The sequence below is a fragment of the Streptomyces sp. NPDC044063 genome (genome assembly GCF_056434285.1).
Genome location: NZ_JBWKFM010000012.1, coordinates 80,847 through 96,767 on the forward strand (window position 1 = coordinate 80,847; position 15,921 = coordinate 96,767).

Here is a 15,921-nt window from a genome sequence, read left to right on the forward strand (position 1 = left end):
GGGGTAGGGGATGGACGGCGGAGGCACACGCTTAGGAAGAGACGCGAGTGACGATCTCGCGACGCAGGTCCACGCCGCGAAGGCCGCCGTCGCCGCGCGGCTGCGGCATCTGAGGCGGCATCACCCGGAAGGACCGTTCAGCCTCGCGGGGCTGGCCGAGCGCACCGGGGTGTCCAAGCGCACGCTGGCGTCCGTCGAGTCCCCCGGCGGCACCAACCTGACCCTCGAGACCCTGGTCAAGGTGGCCCACAGCCTGGGCATCACACGCTACGCCTACTTCCTCGACGAACAGGTCTTCCAGCAGGTCAACGCCGAACTGGGCGCGGTGCCCGGCGGACCCCGCCGCCCCGGCAGGGCGAGCGGCCGGTCGCGTCCGGGCGATCCGCGGCCCGACGAGCCGGCCGCCGACCGGATGTGCGAACTCCTCGGAGGGATCATCAACGCCGCGTCCCAGGCCCGGGAGTCCCTGCGCGTCCTGGCCCCGGACCACGCCCCGGCCCCGTCACCCTCCCCGGAGGGTTCCCCGGACCGTGACGGGCGGCGTCACGACCCGCGCGACCACAGCACGTGATCGTGGTGCGATGGCGACTTCGGGCTGACAGCGGGTCATCGGACAGCCTTCAGAAGCGGTGCGCGGAACGGATCCGCGCGCTTGGCCTGCCCGCTCGGGCCAAGGTCTCGATGGAGACACTGTGCGAGCACGTGGGGCAGCTGCACGGGCGTCCCATCCGGCTCGTCCCGCTCGAACTGCCCGTCGGCAGCCCCGACGGGCTGTGGGTGTCGGCGGAGGGGCAGGACTTCGTCTTCTACGAGCGGCGCCTGGCCCCCGTGCACCAACAGCAGGTGATCCTCCACGAGTTCGGCCATGTGATCTGCGACCACGACTCCTCGCCGGTGATGTCGGCGGAGTCGTCGTCGCTCCTCCTGCCCTCGCTCAACCCGGACATGGTGCGCCGGGTCCTGGGACGGGAGCACTCGCACGCCGCGTCCGAGGTCGAGGCCGAGCTGGTCGGCTCGCTGATCGGCCGGCAGATCAGCAGCTGGACCGTGGAGCGCACGGTGGAGACGCCCCCGGAGGCACGGGAGCTCGTCGCCAGACTGGCCGCCCTGGAAGCCCCCATACGACAAGGGAAAAATGAATAGCACGCTCTACCCCGTCTGCGCGCTGATCTCCTTCGCGGCGCTGCTCTTCAAGCTGAGGGTCGTCCGCACCGACCGCTCGCCCACCCAGCTGGCCCTGGTCGGCAACTTCTTCTTCCTGACCGTCACCTTCGTCGTCTCGACCCCGGCGGTCTGGATCGCCACCAGCCGGCTCGCCGGCATCGTCAACTTCTCCGGGCTCCTGACCCAGAGCTCCGTCATCCTCGCGGCCGCCTGCCAGCAGGTGGTGCTCCTCCACCTGTCGCACGACCGCGCCACGGCCTGGCGCAAGGCCGTCCCCCGCCTCGTCGGCCTGGGCACCGTGCTCCTTGCCATGATCACGCTCTTCTCCGCCGCCACCAGCAGCGGCGAACGCCCCACCGACTTCGCCCTGACGAAGGCCCAGTACTACCCGGCGTACCTGAGCATCTACCTGATCGGCTACGCGGCGAACACCATCGACATCGGCGTCATGGGCTGGCGCCACGCACGGGTCGCCCCCGCGCCCTGGCTCCGGCGCGGTCTGCGCCTGGTGGCGGCCTCCATGCCGTTCGCCATGATCTACACGGGCTGCCGCATCGCCGACATCGTCGCCGGCCAGTTCGGCGGCACCGGCCGCCCCTGGGAACCCGTCGCCCAGCTCGCCATCGCCGGCACCGTGATCAAGACCATCGGCTGGACCCTGCCCGACTGGGGCCGCTACCTCACCGCCGTCCACGAGTGGTTCGGCACCCGCCGCGCCCACCGGCAGATCGTCCCGCTCCACCGCGAGGTCACCTCCACCCTGCCCGAGGTCGTGCTGCGCCTGGGCCAGGAGGCCGACCTCCGGACCCGCCTCTACCGCTGCCTGGTGGAGATCCGCGACGCCCAGTGGGCCCTGCGCGTCTGGATGGACCCCGCCGTCGCCGACGACGCCACCCGCCGCGGCGAGGCCGCCGGCCTCACGGGCGCCGACCTGGCCGCGTCCGTCGAGGCGGCCCAGCTCAAGGCCGCGCTCCGGGCCAGGGCCGAGCAGCGGCGGCCGGCGACCCATGTCGCCTCGCCCCGGGTCGCCGACCCCGAGGACCTGGCGGCGGAGCTGTCCTTCCAGCGGAAGCTGGCCCGGGCCTTCGCCACGGCACCCGATGCCGCGGCCGGTTCCCGTCCCGTACCGACCCCCGTCCCCACCGACCCCGCCGAGAAGGACGCATGACCACCCGTTCCACGGCCCCCACCCTCCCGTGCCCCTTCGACGCGGCCTTCTTCGCCGACCCCTACCCCGTCCACGCGCGGCTGCGCGACGCCGGCCCCGTCCACCGCGTGTCGCTCCCGGACGGTTCCCCGGTGTGGCTCGTGGTGCGGGAGGCGGACGTCCGGGCGCTGCTGACCGACGCCCGGCTGTCGGTGAACAAGGCACACTCCGGTACGGGCTACAAGGGCTTCACCCTGCCGCCCGCCCTGGACGCCAACCTCCTCAACCTCGACTCCGGCGACCACCTGCGCCTGCGCCGCCTCGTCTCCCGGGCGTTCACGCCCCGCCGCGTCGAGGAGCTGCGCCCCCGCGTACGGGCCGCCGCGGACGCGCTGGCCGGCCGGCTGGCCCGGCGCCTGGCCGACGGGACGAGCGCCGACCTGGTCACCGAGTTCGCCAACCCCCTGCCGCTGGTCGTCATCGGCGACCTCCTCGACGTCCCCGAGGCCGACCGGCGGCCCTTCTCCTCCTGGGTGGGCGCCATGTTCGCCCCCGCCCACCCGGGCCAGGTCGCGGAGTCCGTCGAGCGCATCCACGCCTTCCTCGTCCGGCTCGTGGGCGAACGGCGGGCGCGTCCCGGCACCGACCTGCTGTCCGGCCTGATCGCCGCACGGGACGAGGGGGACCGGCTCAGCGAGGACGAACTGGTCTCCCTGGCCTTCCTCATCCTCATGGCCGGCAGCGAGAATACCCAGCACATGATCAGCTCAGGGCTGTTCACCCTGCTCCGCCACCCCGAACAGCTCGGCGCCCTCCGCGCGGACCCCGCTCTGATGCCGGCGGCCGTCGAGGAGCTGCTGCGGTACGCGCACCCCAACCAGATGGCCATCCGCCGCTTTCCCACCGAACCCCTCGACATCGGGGGCGTCCGCGTCCCCGCCGGCGACACCGTCCTGCTCTGCCTCGGCTCCGCCCACCGGGACCCGGCCCGGTACCCGGAACCGGACCGCTTCGACATCCGGCGGGAGGACACCGCGCACCTCGCGCTCGGCCAGGGCATGCACTACTGCCTGGGCGCGCCCCTGGCCCGCATGGAGATCCGGCTCGGCCTGGAGGCGCTGTTCCGCCATGTGCCCGGGATCGCCCTGGCCGTGCCCGGCGCCGGCGAGCGGCCGGAGTGGCGTCCGTCGTTCCGCTCCCACGCCCTGACGGCGCTGCCGGTCAGGGACGCCGCACGGTGAGGCCGGGCCGCTACTCGCTCTCGGCGAGCACGATGATGTGGTCGTCCTCGTGGAGGGTGAAGGGCTCGTCCTTGGGCGGGTTGAGGCGGACGCCGTAGCGCGGCGGCGCGTCGCGCCGGCGGCCCTGCCGGTAGCCGATGGCGGTCTCGCCCCGGCGCCGGGCGGCCTCGATGGCGGTGGCGAAGTTGATCCGGGCGCCCGGCCGGACGTAGCGGGCCGCCGGCTTGAGGTAGATCTCCGAACCCGCCGGGTCGAGGAGCGTGGTGAGGACCTCGTGCAGCTGCGGGCTCTCCACCAGCTGCGTCAGCAGGAGGCATATGAGCTTGCTGCTGACGATGAAGTCGTCGGCCTTGGTGACCTGGGCGACCTCGCGGTTGCTGTCGTTGTTCATCTCGGAGACGATCGAGTACGGGTCGCCGAGCGCCTCCTCGATGTCGCGCAGGTGCAGCAGCGTCACCAGGGTGCGGTTGTCGGCGAGTTCCCGGTCGACCGTCTCGTCGGAGAGGACGAGGACGTGCTGGTAGGCGCCGGGGTCGAGGGCTTCGAGGGAGGCCCTGCCGGTGGGTTCGCAGTGCCGGTAGCCGAGCAGGATGTTCTCCAGCCGGAGGTCGAGGTATGCGTCGGGCCGGCGGGGCGCGGCGATGTCGAGGAAGGAACCGGGCTGCACGAACCGGTCCAGCAGGTCGATGATCTTGGCGGCGCGTGAGTTCCAGCCGATCAGCAGGGTGCGGTCCGGTTCCCTCCGCCAGCCGGTGGGGCGGACGACGGCGGTCTCGCCGAGCGGGGCGGCGGGGCTGTCGGCGAGGCGGATGAGCACGTCGTCCTCGGCGACGAGGACCATGCTGTCGTCCGGGTCGACGACGGTGTCCATGGCGGGGTTGAGGAGAATCCGGCCGTCCTTGGCGCACAGCCCGATCGGGGCGCCGAGCTCGTAGCGGTCCAGGGTCTCGCCGTAGGTCAGGCCGGCCAGCGCGGGCTCGTGCCGGATGTAGAGCTCGTTGCCGTGGAAGCTGAGCAGTTCGTTGCAGACGGCGGACAGGCCCGACTGCCGGTGCGACTGCACGAGTAGCCGGACGGCGAGGTCGTCGGCGTCGACCACCAGGCCGCTGGCCCCGGCCGCGAGCCGGGCGGCGGGAAGGTTGCCCGAGTCCAGCACGGCGGCGACGAAGGGCGGCCGTTCCCCCGCCCAGGTGCGGTTGTTGAGGATGAGGAGCGTCTTGATGACGGTGGTGTCGCCGTCGGGGGAGAAGGACGGCAGCACCATGACCGACCGGGCGGTGTCGGGGCTCACCAGCTCCAGGTCGGCCTGTTTCAGGGGGTTGCCCGAGCGGCAGATCACCTGGGTGCGGCCGGTGTCGCGGACCCGGGTGCGGATCTGGTCCTCCATGTCGACCTTGTCGTGGTCGGCGAGGATCACCACGCACGAGCGGCGCTGGCTCTGATTGGCCTCGACGAGCTCCTCGACCACGGTGTAGATCTGCTCCGACCAGCCCAGGACCACCGCGTGGCCGTGCTCGATGATGCGTGAGCGGCCCTTGCGCAGCAGCTGGAGCCGGTGGTTGAGGCCCGTGGTCAGCACACCGATGAGGCTGCTGACGATGAAGATCCCGCCGAGCGTCACCGCCAGCATCAGCCCCAGGAAGAGCGGGCTGCCCGCGTCACCGCCCATCGTCCCCGGATCGAGGGTGCGCAGCAGGCTCATCCAGGCCACCCCGGCCCAGCCGCCGTTGGCCTCCCGGTCCTCGTCGGTGAACAGGACCACGCCCACGGTGATCACCGCGATCAGCGCCACCGACGCCAGCGCCAGCCAGCCGATGAGGGCGGGAGTCCCGCGGTCCATGGTGCTCTCGAACCAGTACCGCACCCGATCCCGGCGCCTCACCCGCACAACTTCCCCCTCCGGCGCCGGTGATGACCGGCACGCCGGGGCAGGATATCCGCCGCGAGGACGGCGCGGCTCAGGACGGGGCGCCGCCCAGGATCTCCACCACGCCGGTGTCCAGCGAGTAGTAGGCGCCGACCACCGCGAGCGCGCCCTTCTTCACCAGCGGGGCGAGGTCCCTGTTCGCGCGCAGATCGTTCGCGGTCAGCCGGATCTGGGAGCGGGTCATGGTGTCGACGGGGTCGCTGCCGCCGCCCTGCCGGAGGGCATCCCGGTACGCCGGCCGGAGCGCGTCGGCGATGGCCTGCAGATTGCCGGGCAGCGTCGCGCCCGCCCGCATCGCCTTGTACGCCGCCTCCACCGCGCCGCAGCGCTGGTGCCCCAGGACGACGATCAGCGGCGTACCGCTCGTCATGGGACCGTACTCGACGGACCCCGTGACCACCGGGCCGATCGTCTGCGCGCCGGTGCGCAGCACGTAGAGGTCGCCGAGACCGGTGTCGAAGAGGAGCTCGGGCGGAACGCGGGAGTCGATGCACGACAGGACCACCCCGAACGGCTCCTGCGTCTGGGCCACGAGCTCACGCCGGGTGGGGTCGCGGTCGGGGTGCTGGAGAGTGCCGTCCACCCAGCGCTTGTTGCCCTCCATCAGGCGTGCGAGGGCCTCCTTGGCCGTGGTCGGACGGTTGGTCGGCGGCGCGGTCGACGCCTTGAGGTCGGCCGGCGCCGGCACCTTGGGGGTGGTCTTCGCGCACCCCGAGAGCGCGGCCGCGGCGACCACGAGGCCACCGGTGAGCATCGTCCTGCGATGCGGGTGTACTGCTGTGCCCATCGGAACCCTCTCCTTGGCGACGCCGGGATGCGCCCACACGCCCGCCGGCGCACCGAGTCGCCGTGGCGACGTGATTGTGGACCGGGAGACGGCCGGACCGGCGGGAGGCGCAGAGGGGTGGGGCCGCGTTTACCACCGATGGCCCATGCGACCGGTGCCCCTGAGATTCCTCGGGGTCATCCCCCATTCTTCCGGGCGGACGTTGCCCGGCCCCCGAGCCCGATCGCACACTGGATCCATGCCAGCCGACGTGTCCGGAACAGACGATGCCTCCCCCCTTCACCACCTCCCCGAGCAGCGGGTCTCCCACCGGGACCGGGATCAGGCCGTGGAGATCCTCCGGGTCGCGGCCGGCGACGGCCGGTTGACGATCGCCGAGCTGGACGAGCGCGTCGAAGCGGCGATGGCGGCACGTACCGCCTCCGACCTCGCGGTGCTGGTCGCCGATCTCCCGCTCGAGGGGATGCCGGGGCGGGCCCGCGAGGTGATCCGGATCGACCAGCGCTTCGGGGAGGGCAAGCGCACCGGCCGCTGGCTGGTTCCCCGCCGGATGGAGATCCGGCTGATGTTCAGTGACCTGAAGCTCGACTTCACCGAGGCCGTCCTCACCCACGACACCCTGCACATCGACGTCGACCTGCGCATCGGCGGCAATCTGACCCTGATCACCGGACCGGGGATCGTGGTCGAGGCCGACGACGTCACCTACAGCCGTGGCGACATCAAGGTTCCCCCGGTCACCGAGCCGGAGGAGCCGGTACGGCTGCGCGTGGTGCTGTCCGGCAGGTCGACCGGTGGCGACATCGTGGCCCGGCCGCCGCGGCGCGCGCCCGGGCAGTGGCTCCGACGCAAGCCCTGAGCCCGCGACCGCACCTCGGCCCGCGGCGGCCCCTCACCGCGGCAGATGGACGTCCAGCAGGCATACGTCGTCCCGCCGCTCGCCCCGCAGCATGCGGTCCAGCACCACGTCGAGCGAGCCGGCGCCCTCGGGCGGGAACGCCTTCCGGGCGGCCTCCGCGAGGCGGGCGAGGCCGTCGTCGAGGTGCTCCCCGGGGCGCTCGACCAGCCCGTCCGTGTACAGCAGCAGGTGATCGCCGGGTTCGAGCCGGCAGCCGGCCTCGCCGTACGCGGGGCGCAGCGCCGCGCCGAGCAGCATGCCCTCCGGCGGGGAGAGGAACTCGGCCGTACCCCGCCGCACGAGCAACGGCGGCGGATGGCCGGCCTGCGCCCACGTCAGGCAGCGCTCGGCGGGGTCGTAGCGGCCGAGGACCATCGTGGCGGTCGCCTGGCCCTCGGGGGTGTGGAGGAGCAGGGTGTTGAGCCGGTGCAGCGCGCCGGTCAGCGACGACCCGGTGATGACCATGCCCTTGGCCGTGAAGCGCAGCTGCGCCATGGTGGCCACGGCGTCGATGCCGTGCCCGGCGACGTCGCCGACGGCGAAGAGCACGCCGCCGTCGGCCATCTCCAGGGCGCTGTACCAGTCGCCGCCCACGTTGAGGCCGTCGTGCGAGGGCAGGTAGGCGACCTCCACATGGAGGCCGGCCAGGTCCAGCGACTGCCCGGGCAGTGGCAGCAGGGCGTGCTGGAGGCGGGCGGCGACCGTCCGCTCGGCGTGGAGCACCTCGCGCTGGGCGAGGACGGCCCGCCGGGACTCGACCAGGGCCAGTTCGGTACGGCGCCGGGCGGTGAGGTCCTGGACGAAGCCGTGGACGTCGACGGGGGTGCCGTCGGCGTCCGGGACCGCCTCCGCCACGAACCGCAGGTGCCGGACGCCCGTGGCCGTCGCGATCCGGAAGGGGTGGTCCACGGGCGTGCCGTCGTCGAGCAGTCCCCTGATCGCGGCCGCGAACGCCGGCCGGTCCTCGGGCAGTGCCTGGTGCGGGAGTTCCCGCGGGCCGACCGGGCCCGGCGCCGGGTCGCGGTCGAGGATCGTGTGGACCTGGGGCGACCAGGTGGCGGTGCCCGTGACGAGGTTCCAGTCCATCCAGCCGAGATTGCCCAGCCGTTGCAGGTCCGCGAGCAGCTCCTGCTGCCGGTCGGCGGAATCGTGGCTGGTCCAGGTGACCACGAGCGCGTCGCCCAGCCTCGTCACCCGTACGGAGTAGGTGGACAGCCGCCGGACACCGGTGACGACCTCCTCGTAGGTGAACGGCTTCCCCTCGTACGGGACTCCGGTCTCCAGCGTCTCCAGATAGCCCGGCCAGGCCTCGGTGCCGGCCATGGTGGGGTAGCACTCCAGGACGCGGAGCCCCACCATCCGGTGGCCGCGGCGGCCGGCGACGTCGACGGACAGGGGAGCGGCGGCGTCGATCCGGAAGTCCTCGACCTCGCCCGCGGGCGACCGCAGGGGGGTGAGGAGGACGGCCGGTCCGGGGAGGGCGTCGAAGACCTGCTGGACGAGCCGGACGAGCCCCGCCGCGGTGCCGGGACCGACGGGGAGCCTCGCGTGTCCTGCGGACAACTGGACGTCCGGGTACGGGGGTTCGCGGCCGTCCGAGTCGCACGGGCCACCCGCGGCGCCCGGGCCCCGCGCGGCCTCGGCCAGGACCCGCCGGCACTCCTCGGCGACCGTCCGCCCGTCCGCCCGCGCCCGCCGCGTCAGTTCCTCGTACGCCGCTGCCGCCGAGCAGCCGGAGCGGGCCATGACCACGCCCTTGGCCCGCTCCAGCACGGTGCTGGTGGAGACCAGCCGGTGCAGCTTCTCGTTCTCGGCCCGCAGCCTGGCCACCACCCTGGCCAGTGCGACGACGTCGGGGACGACGTCGGACCCGGACTCCCCGTTCCGGACATACTCGCTCGTCACGCCCCGAGCATGGCACAAGCGGCTCGTGCCGGGACCCGGCGTGCACGCCCTTCACCTGCGGTGACGGATTCCGGGCCCCGCCGTGTCCCCGGTGGGCGCGCCGGGCGACCATAGCTGGGTACAGCACGTATCAGCAGGTCGCGAGAGGTCCGTCATGCCGCACATCACCGTCGACTGTTCCTCCCGGATGGCCGGCGCCCTCGACCGGCGGGCGTTCGTCGAGGAGCTGCACCCGATGGTGCTCGCCGAGACGGGGTCGGCGGGCGTGTGCAAGACGGTCTTCCGCCCGGCGGCCGAGACGTACATCGCCGACCGGCACGGCGACGGGGTGGCCTTCGTCCATGTGGAGGTGGGGTTGCTGCCGGGGCGGCCCGAGGCGCTCAAGGCGCGGCTGTCCGAAGGCGTGCTGGCCCTGCTGACCAGGCACCTGCCCCCGGCCGTCGCCGGCGAGGCGGTCTGCTCGGTGGAGGTCCGGGACCTGGCCGACTCGTACCGCCTCCACGACGCCCGGCGCCGGCCGATGACCGGGAGGAACGGGCGGGCGGCCTGAGCGGGGTCGCCCCGCTACCTCCCCCCGCCCTTCCCGTCCCGCTCGGCCTCCCGGCGGTGGAGGTGCTGGTGCGCGGGGGCCGGCTCGCCGCGGCGGGTGGCGCCGGGGGCGCGGCGGGCCGGGTGGTCGGCCAGGCGGGAGGAGGTGAGCTGCCACGGGACGCTGGTGACCATGACGCCGGGGGTGAACAGCAGCCGGCTCTTGAGCCACAGCGCGGACTGGTTGTGCAGCAGGTGCTCCCACCAGTGCCCCACCACGTACTCGGGGATGAAGACCCCGACCACGTCGCGCGGGCTCGTCCGCCGGGTCGAGCGGACGTACTCCACGACGGGCCGGGTGATCTCGCGGTACGGCGAGGCGATGACCTTCAGCGGTACATCGGTGTCCAGTTCCGCCCACTGCCGTTCGAGGTCCTTCGTCTCGTCGCGGTCGACGGCGACGGTCAGGGCCTCCAGGTGGTCGGGCTTGAAGGCCTGCGCGTAGGCCAGGGCGCGCAGGGTCGGCTTGTGGAGGGTGGAGACCAGGACGACGGCCACCACGCGCGAGGGGCGGACCAGTTCGGCGCGCGGGTCGGCGACGGCGAGTTCGGCGGCGACGGCGTCGTAGTGGCGGCGGATGCCGCGCATCGTCGTCCACAGCACGACCGCGGCGACGACGGCCAGCCAGGCGCCCTGGAGGAACTTCGTGGCCAGCACGATGACGAGGACGAGCCCGGTGACCACCGCGCCGACCGCGTTGATGACGCGGGCGATCCGTGCCCGTCGCCGGGTCTCCGCGTCGGTCTCGGCGCGCAGCTCGCGGTTCCAGTGCCGGACCATGCCGGTCTGGGAGAGGGTGAAGGAGGTGAAGACGCCGAGGATGTAGAGGTGGATGAGGCTGGTGACGTCCGCGTCGTAGAACCACAGCAGCAGCCCGGCGGCCAGGGCCAGGGCGATGATGCCGTTGGAGAAGGCGAGCCGGTCGCCGCGGTTGTGCAGCTGCCGGGGCAGGTAGCGGTGCTGGGCGAGGATCGAGGCCAGCAGCGGGAAACCGTTGAAGGCGGTGTTCGCGGCCAGGATCAGCACCAGCGCGGTGGCGGCCTGGACGAAGTAGAAGCCGGCGCTGTGCTCCCCGCCGAAGACCGCCGCGGCCAGCTGGGCGATGACGGTGCGCTGGGTGTACGCGGCGCAGTCGCCGGTCAGGCCCGTCAGCCGGCAGGAGTCGTCGGTGATGCGCACCTTGGTGATCAGCGCGAGCGTGGTGACGCCGACGAACATGGTCACCGCGATGGTGCCCATGATGCCCATCGTGGCGGCGGCGTTCTTCGACTTCGGCTTGCGGAACGCCGGTACGCCGTTGGAGATCGCCTCCACGCCCGTCAGGGCCGTACAGCCGCTGGAGAAGGCGCGCAGGCAGAGCATGACCAGGGCGAAGCCCGCCAGGCCCGCGTCCCTGGGGTCCGCCGTGATGCCGAAGCCGGCGCTCTCGGCGACCGGCGGGTGGCCGAGCGCGTAGCGCACCAGCCCGGTGGCGGTCATGATCAGCATGCCGGCGATGAAGAGGTAGGTGGGGGCCGCGAAGGCCTGCCCCGACTCGCGGACGCCCCGCAGGTTCACCGCGGTGAGCAGGACGACGAAGCCGACCGCCAGCAGCACCCGGAACCCGGCCAGCCCGGGCACGGCCGAGATGATGTTGTCCACGCCGGAGGCGACCGACACCGCCACCGTCATCACGTAGTCGACCAGCAGCGACGCGGCGACGACGAGGCCGGCCGAGTCGCCCAGGTTCACCGAGACGACCTCGTAGGAGCCGCCGCCGCTCGGATAGGCGTGGACCACCTGGCGGTACGAGAGGACCACGACCGCCATGAGGACCACCACGGCCGCCGCGATCCAGGGCGTGAAGTGCAGGTACGCCATGCCGCCCAGGGTGAGGACGAGGAGGATCTCCTGCGTGGCGTAGGCCACCGATGACAGCGGGTCGGAGGCGAAGATGGGCAGGGCCAGCCGTTTGGGCAGCAGCGTCTCGTGCAGCTCCTCACTGCGCATGGCCCGGCCGATCGTCAGCCGCTTCAGAAGCCCCGTCACGTTGATCACGAGGCGAGCGTAAGTCGGATATGCCTCTTATAGAGGGGAGCGCAACGCCGGGGCGCGGCCCGCTACCAGGTGACCGGCAGCCGGTGTACGCCATAGATGTTCGACTTCGTGCGCAGCGGTACGTCCTCCGGTGCCACGGCCAGCCGCAGCGACGGGAAGCGGGCGAGCAGGGCCGGGAAGGCGACGCGCATCTCGACGCGGGCCAGCTGCTGGCCGAGGCACTGGTGGGCGCCGTGGCCGAAGCCGACGTGGCCGGTGGCCGCGCGGCGCACGTCGAGGGTGTCGGGGTCGGGGAAGCGCAGGGGGTCCCGGTTGGCGGCCTGGAGCGACAGGGTGACGGTCTCGCCGGCCTTGATCATGTGACCGTCGAGCTCGACGTCCTCCAGGGCCGCGCGGGCGCCGGTGTCGGTGATGGTCAGATAGCGCATCAGCTCCTCGACGGCACCGTCGGTGAGGCCCGGGTCGGCGCGCAGGGCGGCGAGCTGCTCCGGGTGGGAGAGCAGGGCGAACGTGCCGTGGGCGATCATGTTGGCGGTCGTGTCGAGGCCGGCGCCCAGGAGGAATGTGCCGAGACCGGCGAGTTCGTCGTCGGTGAGGTCCTCGTGGCGGGCCAGGTCGCCGAGCAGGTCGTCCGTGGGCGCGGCGCGCTTGGCCCGTACGAGGCCGTACAGGATCTCCTGCAGCGCGGTGTAGCCGGCGGTCCGCTCCTCCATCGAACGGCTCATGTCGGTCACGGTGTTCGCGTGGCGCTGGAAGACGTCCCGGCCGGAGGCCGGCACGCCGAGCAGTTCGCAGATCATGAGCGCGGGGACCGTCTGGGCGAAGTCCTCCACCAGGTCGGCCGGAGGTCCCTTCCGCTCCATCGCGTCGAGGCGGTCGGCGGTGATCTCCTCCACGCGCTCGGTGAGCTCGCGCATCCGCCGGACGGTGAACTTGCCCATGAGCAGCCGCCGGTAGCGGGTGTGCTCGGGGGCGTCGATGCCGCTGATGTCGCCGGGCGGGGCGGGCGGCAGGGGGTGTTCGGGGCCGCCGGCGACGGGTACGTGCATCAGCTCGTACCGCGCGCTGAAGCGCGGGTCGGCCAGGATCGCGCGGACCGCGGCGTGCCCGGTGGCCAGCCAGCCCTCGTGGCCGTCGGGGTAGGTCATCCGGCGTAACGGCGCCTCCTCGCGCAGCCGCGCCAGATCCGGGGGCGGATCGAAGGGGCAGCCGGAGGGGCGCGTGACCGGCAGCTCGGTCAGCGGGGCCGGTTCGGGGCGGATCGACGAGTTCTCGAACGTCTCGGACATCAGGTCCTCCGTTGTGTCTACGTCGTGCGAAGCGGCCTGAACGGCAGCTCCGTGACTCCATGATGACGCCATGTTGGCATCATGTGCAAGCCTTATGGCGCCATTAAGTGCCAACCGGTGCCACGTGGTGTCACGTGGTGCCGCGAAAAAGCGACCACCCTATCGAGCGATGGTTTTCGCCAACCATCCGGTCTTCACTGTTGGAATGTGCGCGGTCAACGTCGCCCTCACCGGCGCGACCGGATTCCTCGGCAGCCGGCTGGCCGTCCATCTGCTCGGCCAGGGGGCCGACGTCACCGTCCTGGCGCGCGCCGGTTCGCCCGACACCCGTGACCGCCTGCGGCGGATGTTCACCGCGATGCGCGTCCCGGCCGGGCTGATGCGGCGATTCGAGAGCAGGACGGAGGTGATCGAGACCGAACTGACGCGGCCGCGCCTGGGGTTGTCCGCGAAGCGCTTCCGGGAGCTGGCCGACCGGCTCGACGTCGTGTGGCACAGCGCGGCCGACACCCGGCTCGCCGGAGACCTGGAGGAACTGCGCGCGATCAACGTCGAGGGCACCCGGCGCGTGCTGGAACTGGCCGCGGCCGGACGCCGCCTCCCCCTCTTCCGCCATGTGAGCACCGCCTACGTCGCCGGTCGCCGCGAAGACGTGGCGTACGAGCGTGAACTCACCGACACCCACGGCTTCGAGAGCCCCTACGAGCGGTCCAAGTACGAGGCGGAGCTGCTGGTCCGGAGCTGGTCCGAGCGACACCGCCGGCCCGTGCTCATCCTGCGCCCCAGCGTTCTGGTCAGCGATCTGCCGCCCCATCCGGCGCTCCCACCCCACACCTTGCAGGTCGTCGCCGGCCTCGTTCGGTCGGGTCTCGCCCGGTGGGCCGCGGTGGCACCGTGCCGGACGAAACCGCTGCGGATCGTCGCGCGACGCGACGGCTGCCTGAATCTCCTCCAGGTGGAGTGGGCCGCCAGGGCGATGATCACGCTCGCGGACCGCTGCCAGGGCCCCGGCCCCACCACCTTCCACGTGGTGCACCCGACGGACACTCCCACGGACCTGATGATTCGTTTCTCCGAACTCGCCTTCCGGAGAGAGGTGCAACTGGTGTCCCGCATCGACGACCCCACCCCGCTGGAGCGCGAGGCGCACAGCTACCCCGGCTTCCTGCCGTACGTCCGCCAGCGCCGCCGTTTCGACGCCACGGAGGCGCTCGGCCTCCTCGGCACGGACTTCCGCCCGCCCCCCATCGACCTGGACTACCTGCTCGCCGGCACGCTCCCGGACCCGGCATGACGGCCGCCCGCCCGAACGCCCCCGCGCCGGCCCGGCCGGCGCTGTGGTACCCCGGCGACCGGCCCGCCGCCCGCACCCCCGCCGACATCCTCGGCATGACGGCCGAGATCAGGGAGACCCTCCACGTCGTGGGCGCCCCCGAGGGCCCGGGCGTCGGCGTCGCCACCGGCGGCTCGACCGCACCCGCGGACAGCGGCAGGCCGGGACTCCCGCTGCTGGGCATCCTGCCCCCGCTCTACCCGGAATGGCTCGGGGACCGGTCCTTCGGGGAGGCACACGGCGTCCGCTTCCCCTACGCGGCCGGGGAGATGGCCAACGGCATCGCGACCGTCGCCCTGGTCTCCGCCATGGCCCGCGCGGGCATGCTCGGCTTCTTCGGCGCGGCCGGCCTGGACCCCGACCGGGTGGAACGGGCCGTCACCGAACTGACCACCGCTCTGGCCGGACGCCCCAACTGGGGCGTCAACCTCATCCACTCCCCGGCCGAACCCGCGCTGGAGGAGCGCGTCGCCGACATCGCGCTGCGCCACCGCGTACCGGCCGTCTCCGCCTCCGCCTTCATGGGCCTCACCCCCGCGGTCGTCCGGGTCGCCGCCACCGGGCTGCGCCGCGGCCCAGGAGGGCGCGTCGAGCGCCGTACACGCCTGTTCGCCAAGGTCTCCCGGCCCGAGGTGGCCGGGCCCTTCATGTCCCCCGCCCCCGCCCCCCTCCTGCGCGCGCTCGTCGACCGGGGCCTGCTGACCGGGGCCGAGGCCGAGCTCGCCGCCCGCGTACCCGTCGCCGAGGACATCACCGTCGAGGCCGACAGCGGCGGCCACACCGACAACCGGCCGCTCGGCGTCGTCCTGCCCGCCCTGCTGGCCCTGCGCGACCGGATCGCCGCCGAGCACGCCTACGACCGTCCCGTCAGGGTCGGCGCGGCCGGCGGCCTCGGCACCCCCGCGGCGGTGGCCGCCGCCTTCGCGCTCGGCGCGGCCTACGTCGTCACGGGCACGGTCAACCAGGCCGCGCGCGAGGCCGGCCTGTCGGACGACGCCAAGCGGATGCTCGCGCGGGCCGACGTCGCCGACGTGACGATGGCACCGGCGGCCGACATGTTCGAGATGGGGGTGAAGGTGCAGGTCCTCAGCCGCGGCACGTTCTTCGCCCCCCGCTCCACCCGGCTCCACGAGCTCTACCGCGACCACGCCTCGTGGGAGGACATCCCGCCCGCCAAGCGGGCCAAGGTCGAACAGGACGTCCTCCGCGCCCCCTTCGAGACCGTATGGGCCGAGACCCGCCGCTTCTGGCAGGCACGCGACCCCGCCCAGGTCACGCGCGCCGAACGGGACCCCCGCCACCGCATGGCCCTGGTCTTCCGCTGGTACCTCGGCATGTCCAGCCGCTGGGCCGTCACCGGGAACACCGAACGCCGCGCCGACTACCAGATCTGGTGCGGCCCCGCCATGGGCGCCTTCAACCGCTGGGCCGCCGGCAGCTTCCTCGCCGACCCGGCCCACCGCGACGTGGTCCAGATCGCCCTCAACCTCCTGGAGGGCGCGGCCGTCGTCACCCGCTCCCACCAACTGCGCAGCTACGGCGTGCCCGTCCCCCCGGCCGCCTTCGACCACCGGCCCCGGCGGTTCGCCTAGCCCCACCGGGAGC

At 72.9% G+C, this 15,921-nt stretch carries 13 protein-coding genes; 8 read left to right on the forward strand and 5 right to left on the reverse strand.

Features of this window, described 5'->3' with window-relative positions; translation table 11 throughout:
• Positions 1-10: 10 nt before the first annotated feature.
• The 4 genes from AC07BS_RS16920 to AC07BS_RS16935 all read left to right on the forward strand — a co-directional run bounded on the left by AC07BS_RS16920 (position 11) and on the right by AC07BS_RS16935 (position 3,552).
• Complete coding sequence (locus AC07BS_RS16920) at positions 11-571, forward strand: helix-turn-helix domain-containing protein (protein ID WP_478643395.1); 561 nt, start codon at positions 11-13, stop codon at positions 569-571.
• Between the two features lie 110 nt (positions 572-681).
• Positions 682-1,143, forward strand: a complete 462-nt coding sequence (locus AC07BS_RS16925) for an ImmA/IrrE family metallo-endopeptidase (protein ID WP_478643393.1) — start codon at positions 682-684, stop codon at positions 1,141-1,143.
• A complete protein-coding gene (locus tag AC07BS_RS16930; protein ID WP_478932867.1) occupies positions 1,136-2,332 on the forward strand; it encodes an MAB_1171c family putative transporter in 1,197 nt (398 codons plus the stop codon). The genes AC07BS_RS16925 and AC07BS_RS16930 overlap by 8 nt, the downstream gene beginning before the upstream one ends.
• Entirely contained in the window at positions 2,329-3,552 is a 1,224-nt protein-coding gene (locus AC07BS_RS16935; protein WP_478932869.1) for a cytochrome P450 family protein, read from the forward strand. Before AC07BS_RS16930 ends, AC07BS_RS16935 begins: the two co-directional genes overlap by 4 nt.
• 10 nt (positions 3,553-3,562) lie before the next feature.
• Here AC07BS_RS16935 and AC07BS_RS16940 read toward each other — a convergent pair whose 3' ends face one another.
• Positions 3,563-5,434, reverse strand: coding sequence for a CASTOR/POLLUX-related putative ion channel (locus AC07BS_RS16940; RefSeq protein WP_478932871.1), 1,872 nt, complete (start codon positions 5,432-5,434; stop codon positions 3,563-3,565).
• Positions 5,435-5,510: 76 nt separating this feature from the next.
• Positions 5,511-6,266, reverse strand: coding sequence for a carbonic anhydrase (locus AC07BS_RS16945; protein ID WP_478932873.1), 756 nt, complete (start codon positions 6,264-6,266; stop codon positions 5,511-5,513).
• 238 nt (positions 6,267-6,504) lie between these two features.
• Between AC07BS_RS16945 and AC07BS_RS16950 the strand changes: the two genes are divergently transcribed.
• Positions 6,505-7,125: a DUF1707 SHOCT-like domain-containing protein gene (locus tag AC07BS_RS16950; RefSeq protein WP_478643382.1), complete on the forward strand. Its 621-nt coding sequence runs from the start codon at positions 6,505-6,507 to the stop codon at positions 7,123-7,125.
• Between the two features lie 33 nt (positions 7,126-7,158).
• Here the strand turns inward: AC07BS_RS16950 and AC07BS_RS16955 are convergent, their stop codons facing one another.
• Positions 7,159-9,069: a SpoIIE family protein phosphatase gene (locus tag AC07BS_RS16955; protein WP_478932875.1), complete on the reverse strand. Its 1,911-nt coding sequence runs from the start codon at positions 9,067-9,069 to the stop codon at positions 7,159-7,161.
• Positions 9,070-9,223: 154 nt separating this feature from the next.
• On the opposite strand from AC07BS_RS16955, the gene AC07BS_RS16960 reads away from it, so the two are divergent.
• Positions 9,224-9,619 (forward strand): 5-carboxymethyl-2-hydroxymuconate Delta-isomerase, encoded by a 396-nt coding sequence (locus AC07BS_RS16960; protein WP_478643378.1) that lies wholly within the window; start codon positions 9,224-9,226, stop codon positions 9,617-9,619.
• Between the two features lie 14 nt (positions 9,620-9,633).
• Here the strand turns inward: AC07BS_RS16960 and AC07BS_RS16965 are convergent, their stop codons facing one another.
• Complete coding sequence (locus tag AC07BS_RS16965; RefSeq protein WP_478933056.1) at positions 9,634-11,646, reverse strand: APC family permease; 2,013 nt, start codon at positions 11,644-11,646, stop codon at positions 9,634-9,636.
• Between the two features lie 110 nt (positions 11,647-11,756).
• Complete coding sequence (locus AC07BS_RS16970; protein WP_478932878.1) at positions 11,757-12,983, reverse strand: cytochrome P450; 1,227 nt, start codon at positions 12,981-12,983, stop codon at positions 11,757-11,759.
• Between the two features lie 169 nt (positions 12,984-13,152).
• Between AC07BS_RS16970 and AC07BS_RS16975 the strand changes: the two genes are divergently transcribed.
• Both AC07BS_RS16975 and AC07BS_RS16980 read left to right on the forward strand, forming a co-directional pair.
• A complete protein-coding gene (locus AC07BS_RS16975) occupies positions 13,153-14,277 on the forward strand; it encodes an SDR family oxidoreductase (RefSeq protein ID WP_478932880.1) in 1,125 nt (374 codons plus the stop codon).
• Positions 14,278-14,372: 95 nt separating this feature from the next.
• A complete protein-coding gene (locus tag AC07BS_RS16980; RefSeq protein ID WP_478933058.1) occupies positions 14,373-15,908 on the forward strand; it encodes a PfaD family polyunsaturated fatty acid/polyketide biosynthesis protein in 1,536 nt (511 codons plus the stop codon).
• The last annotated feature ends 13 nt before the right edge of the window (positions 15,909-15,921 follow it).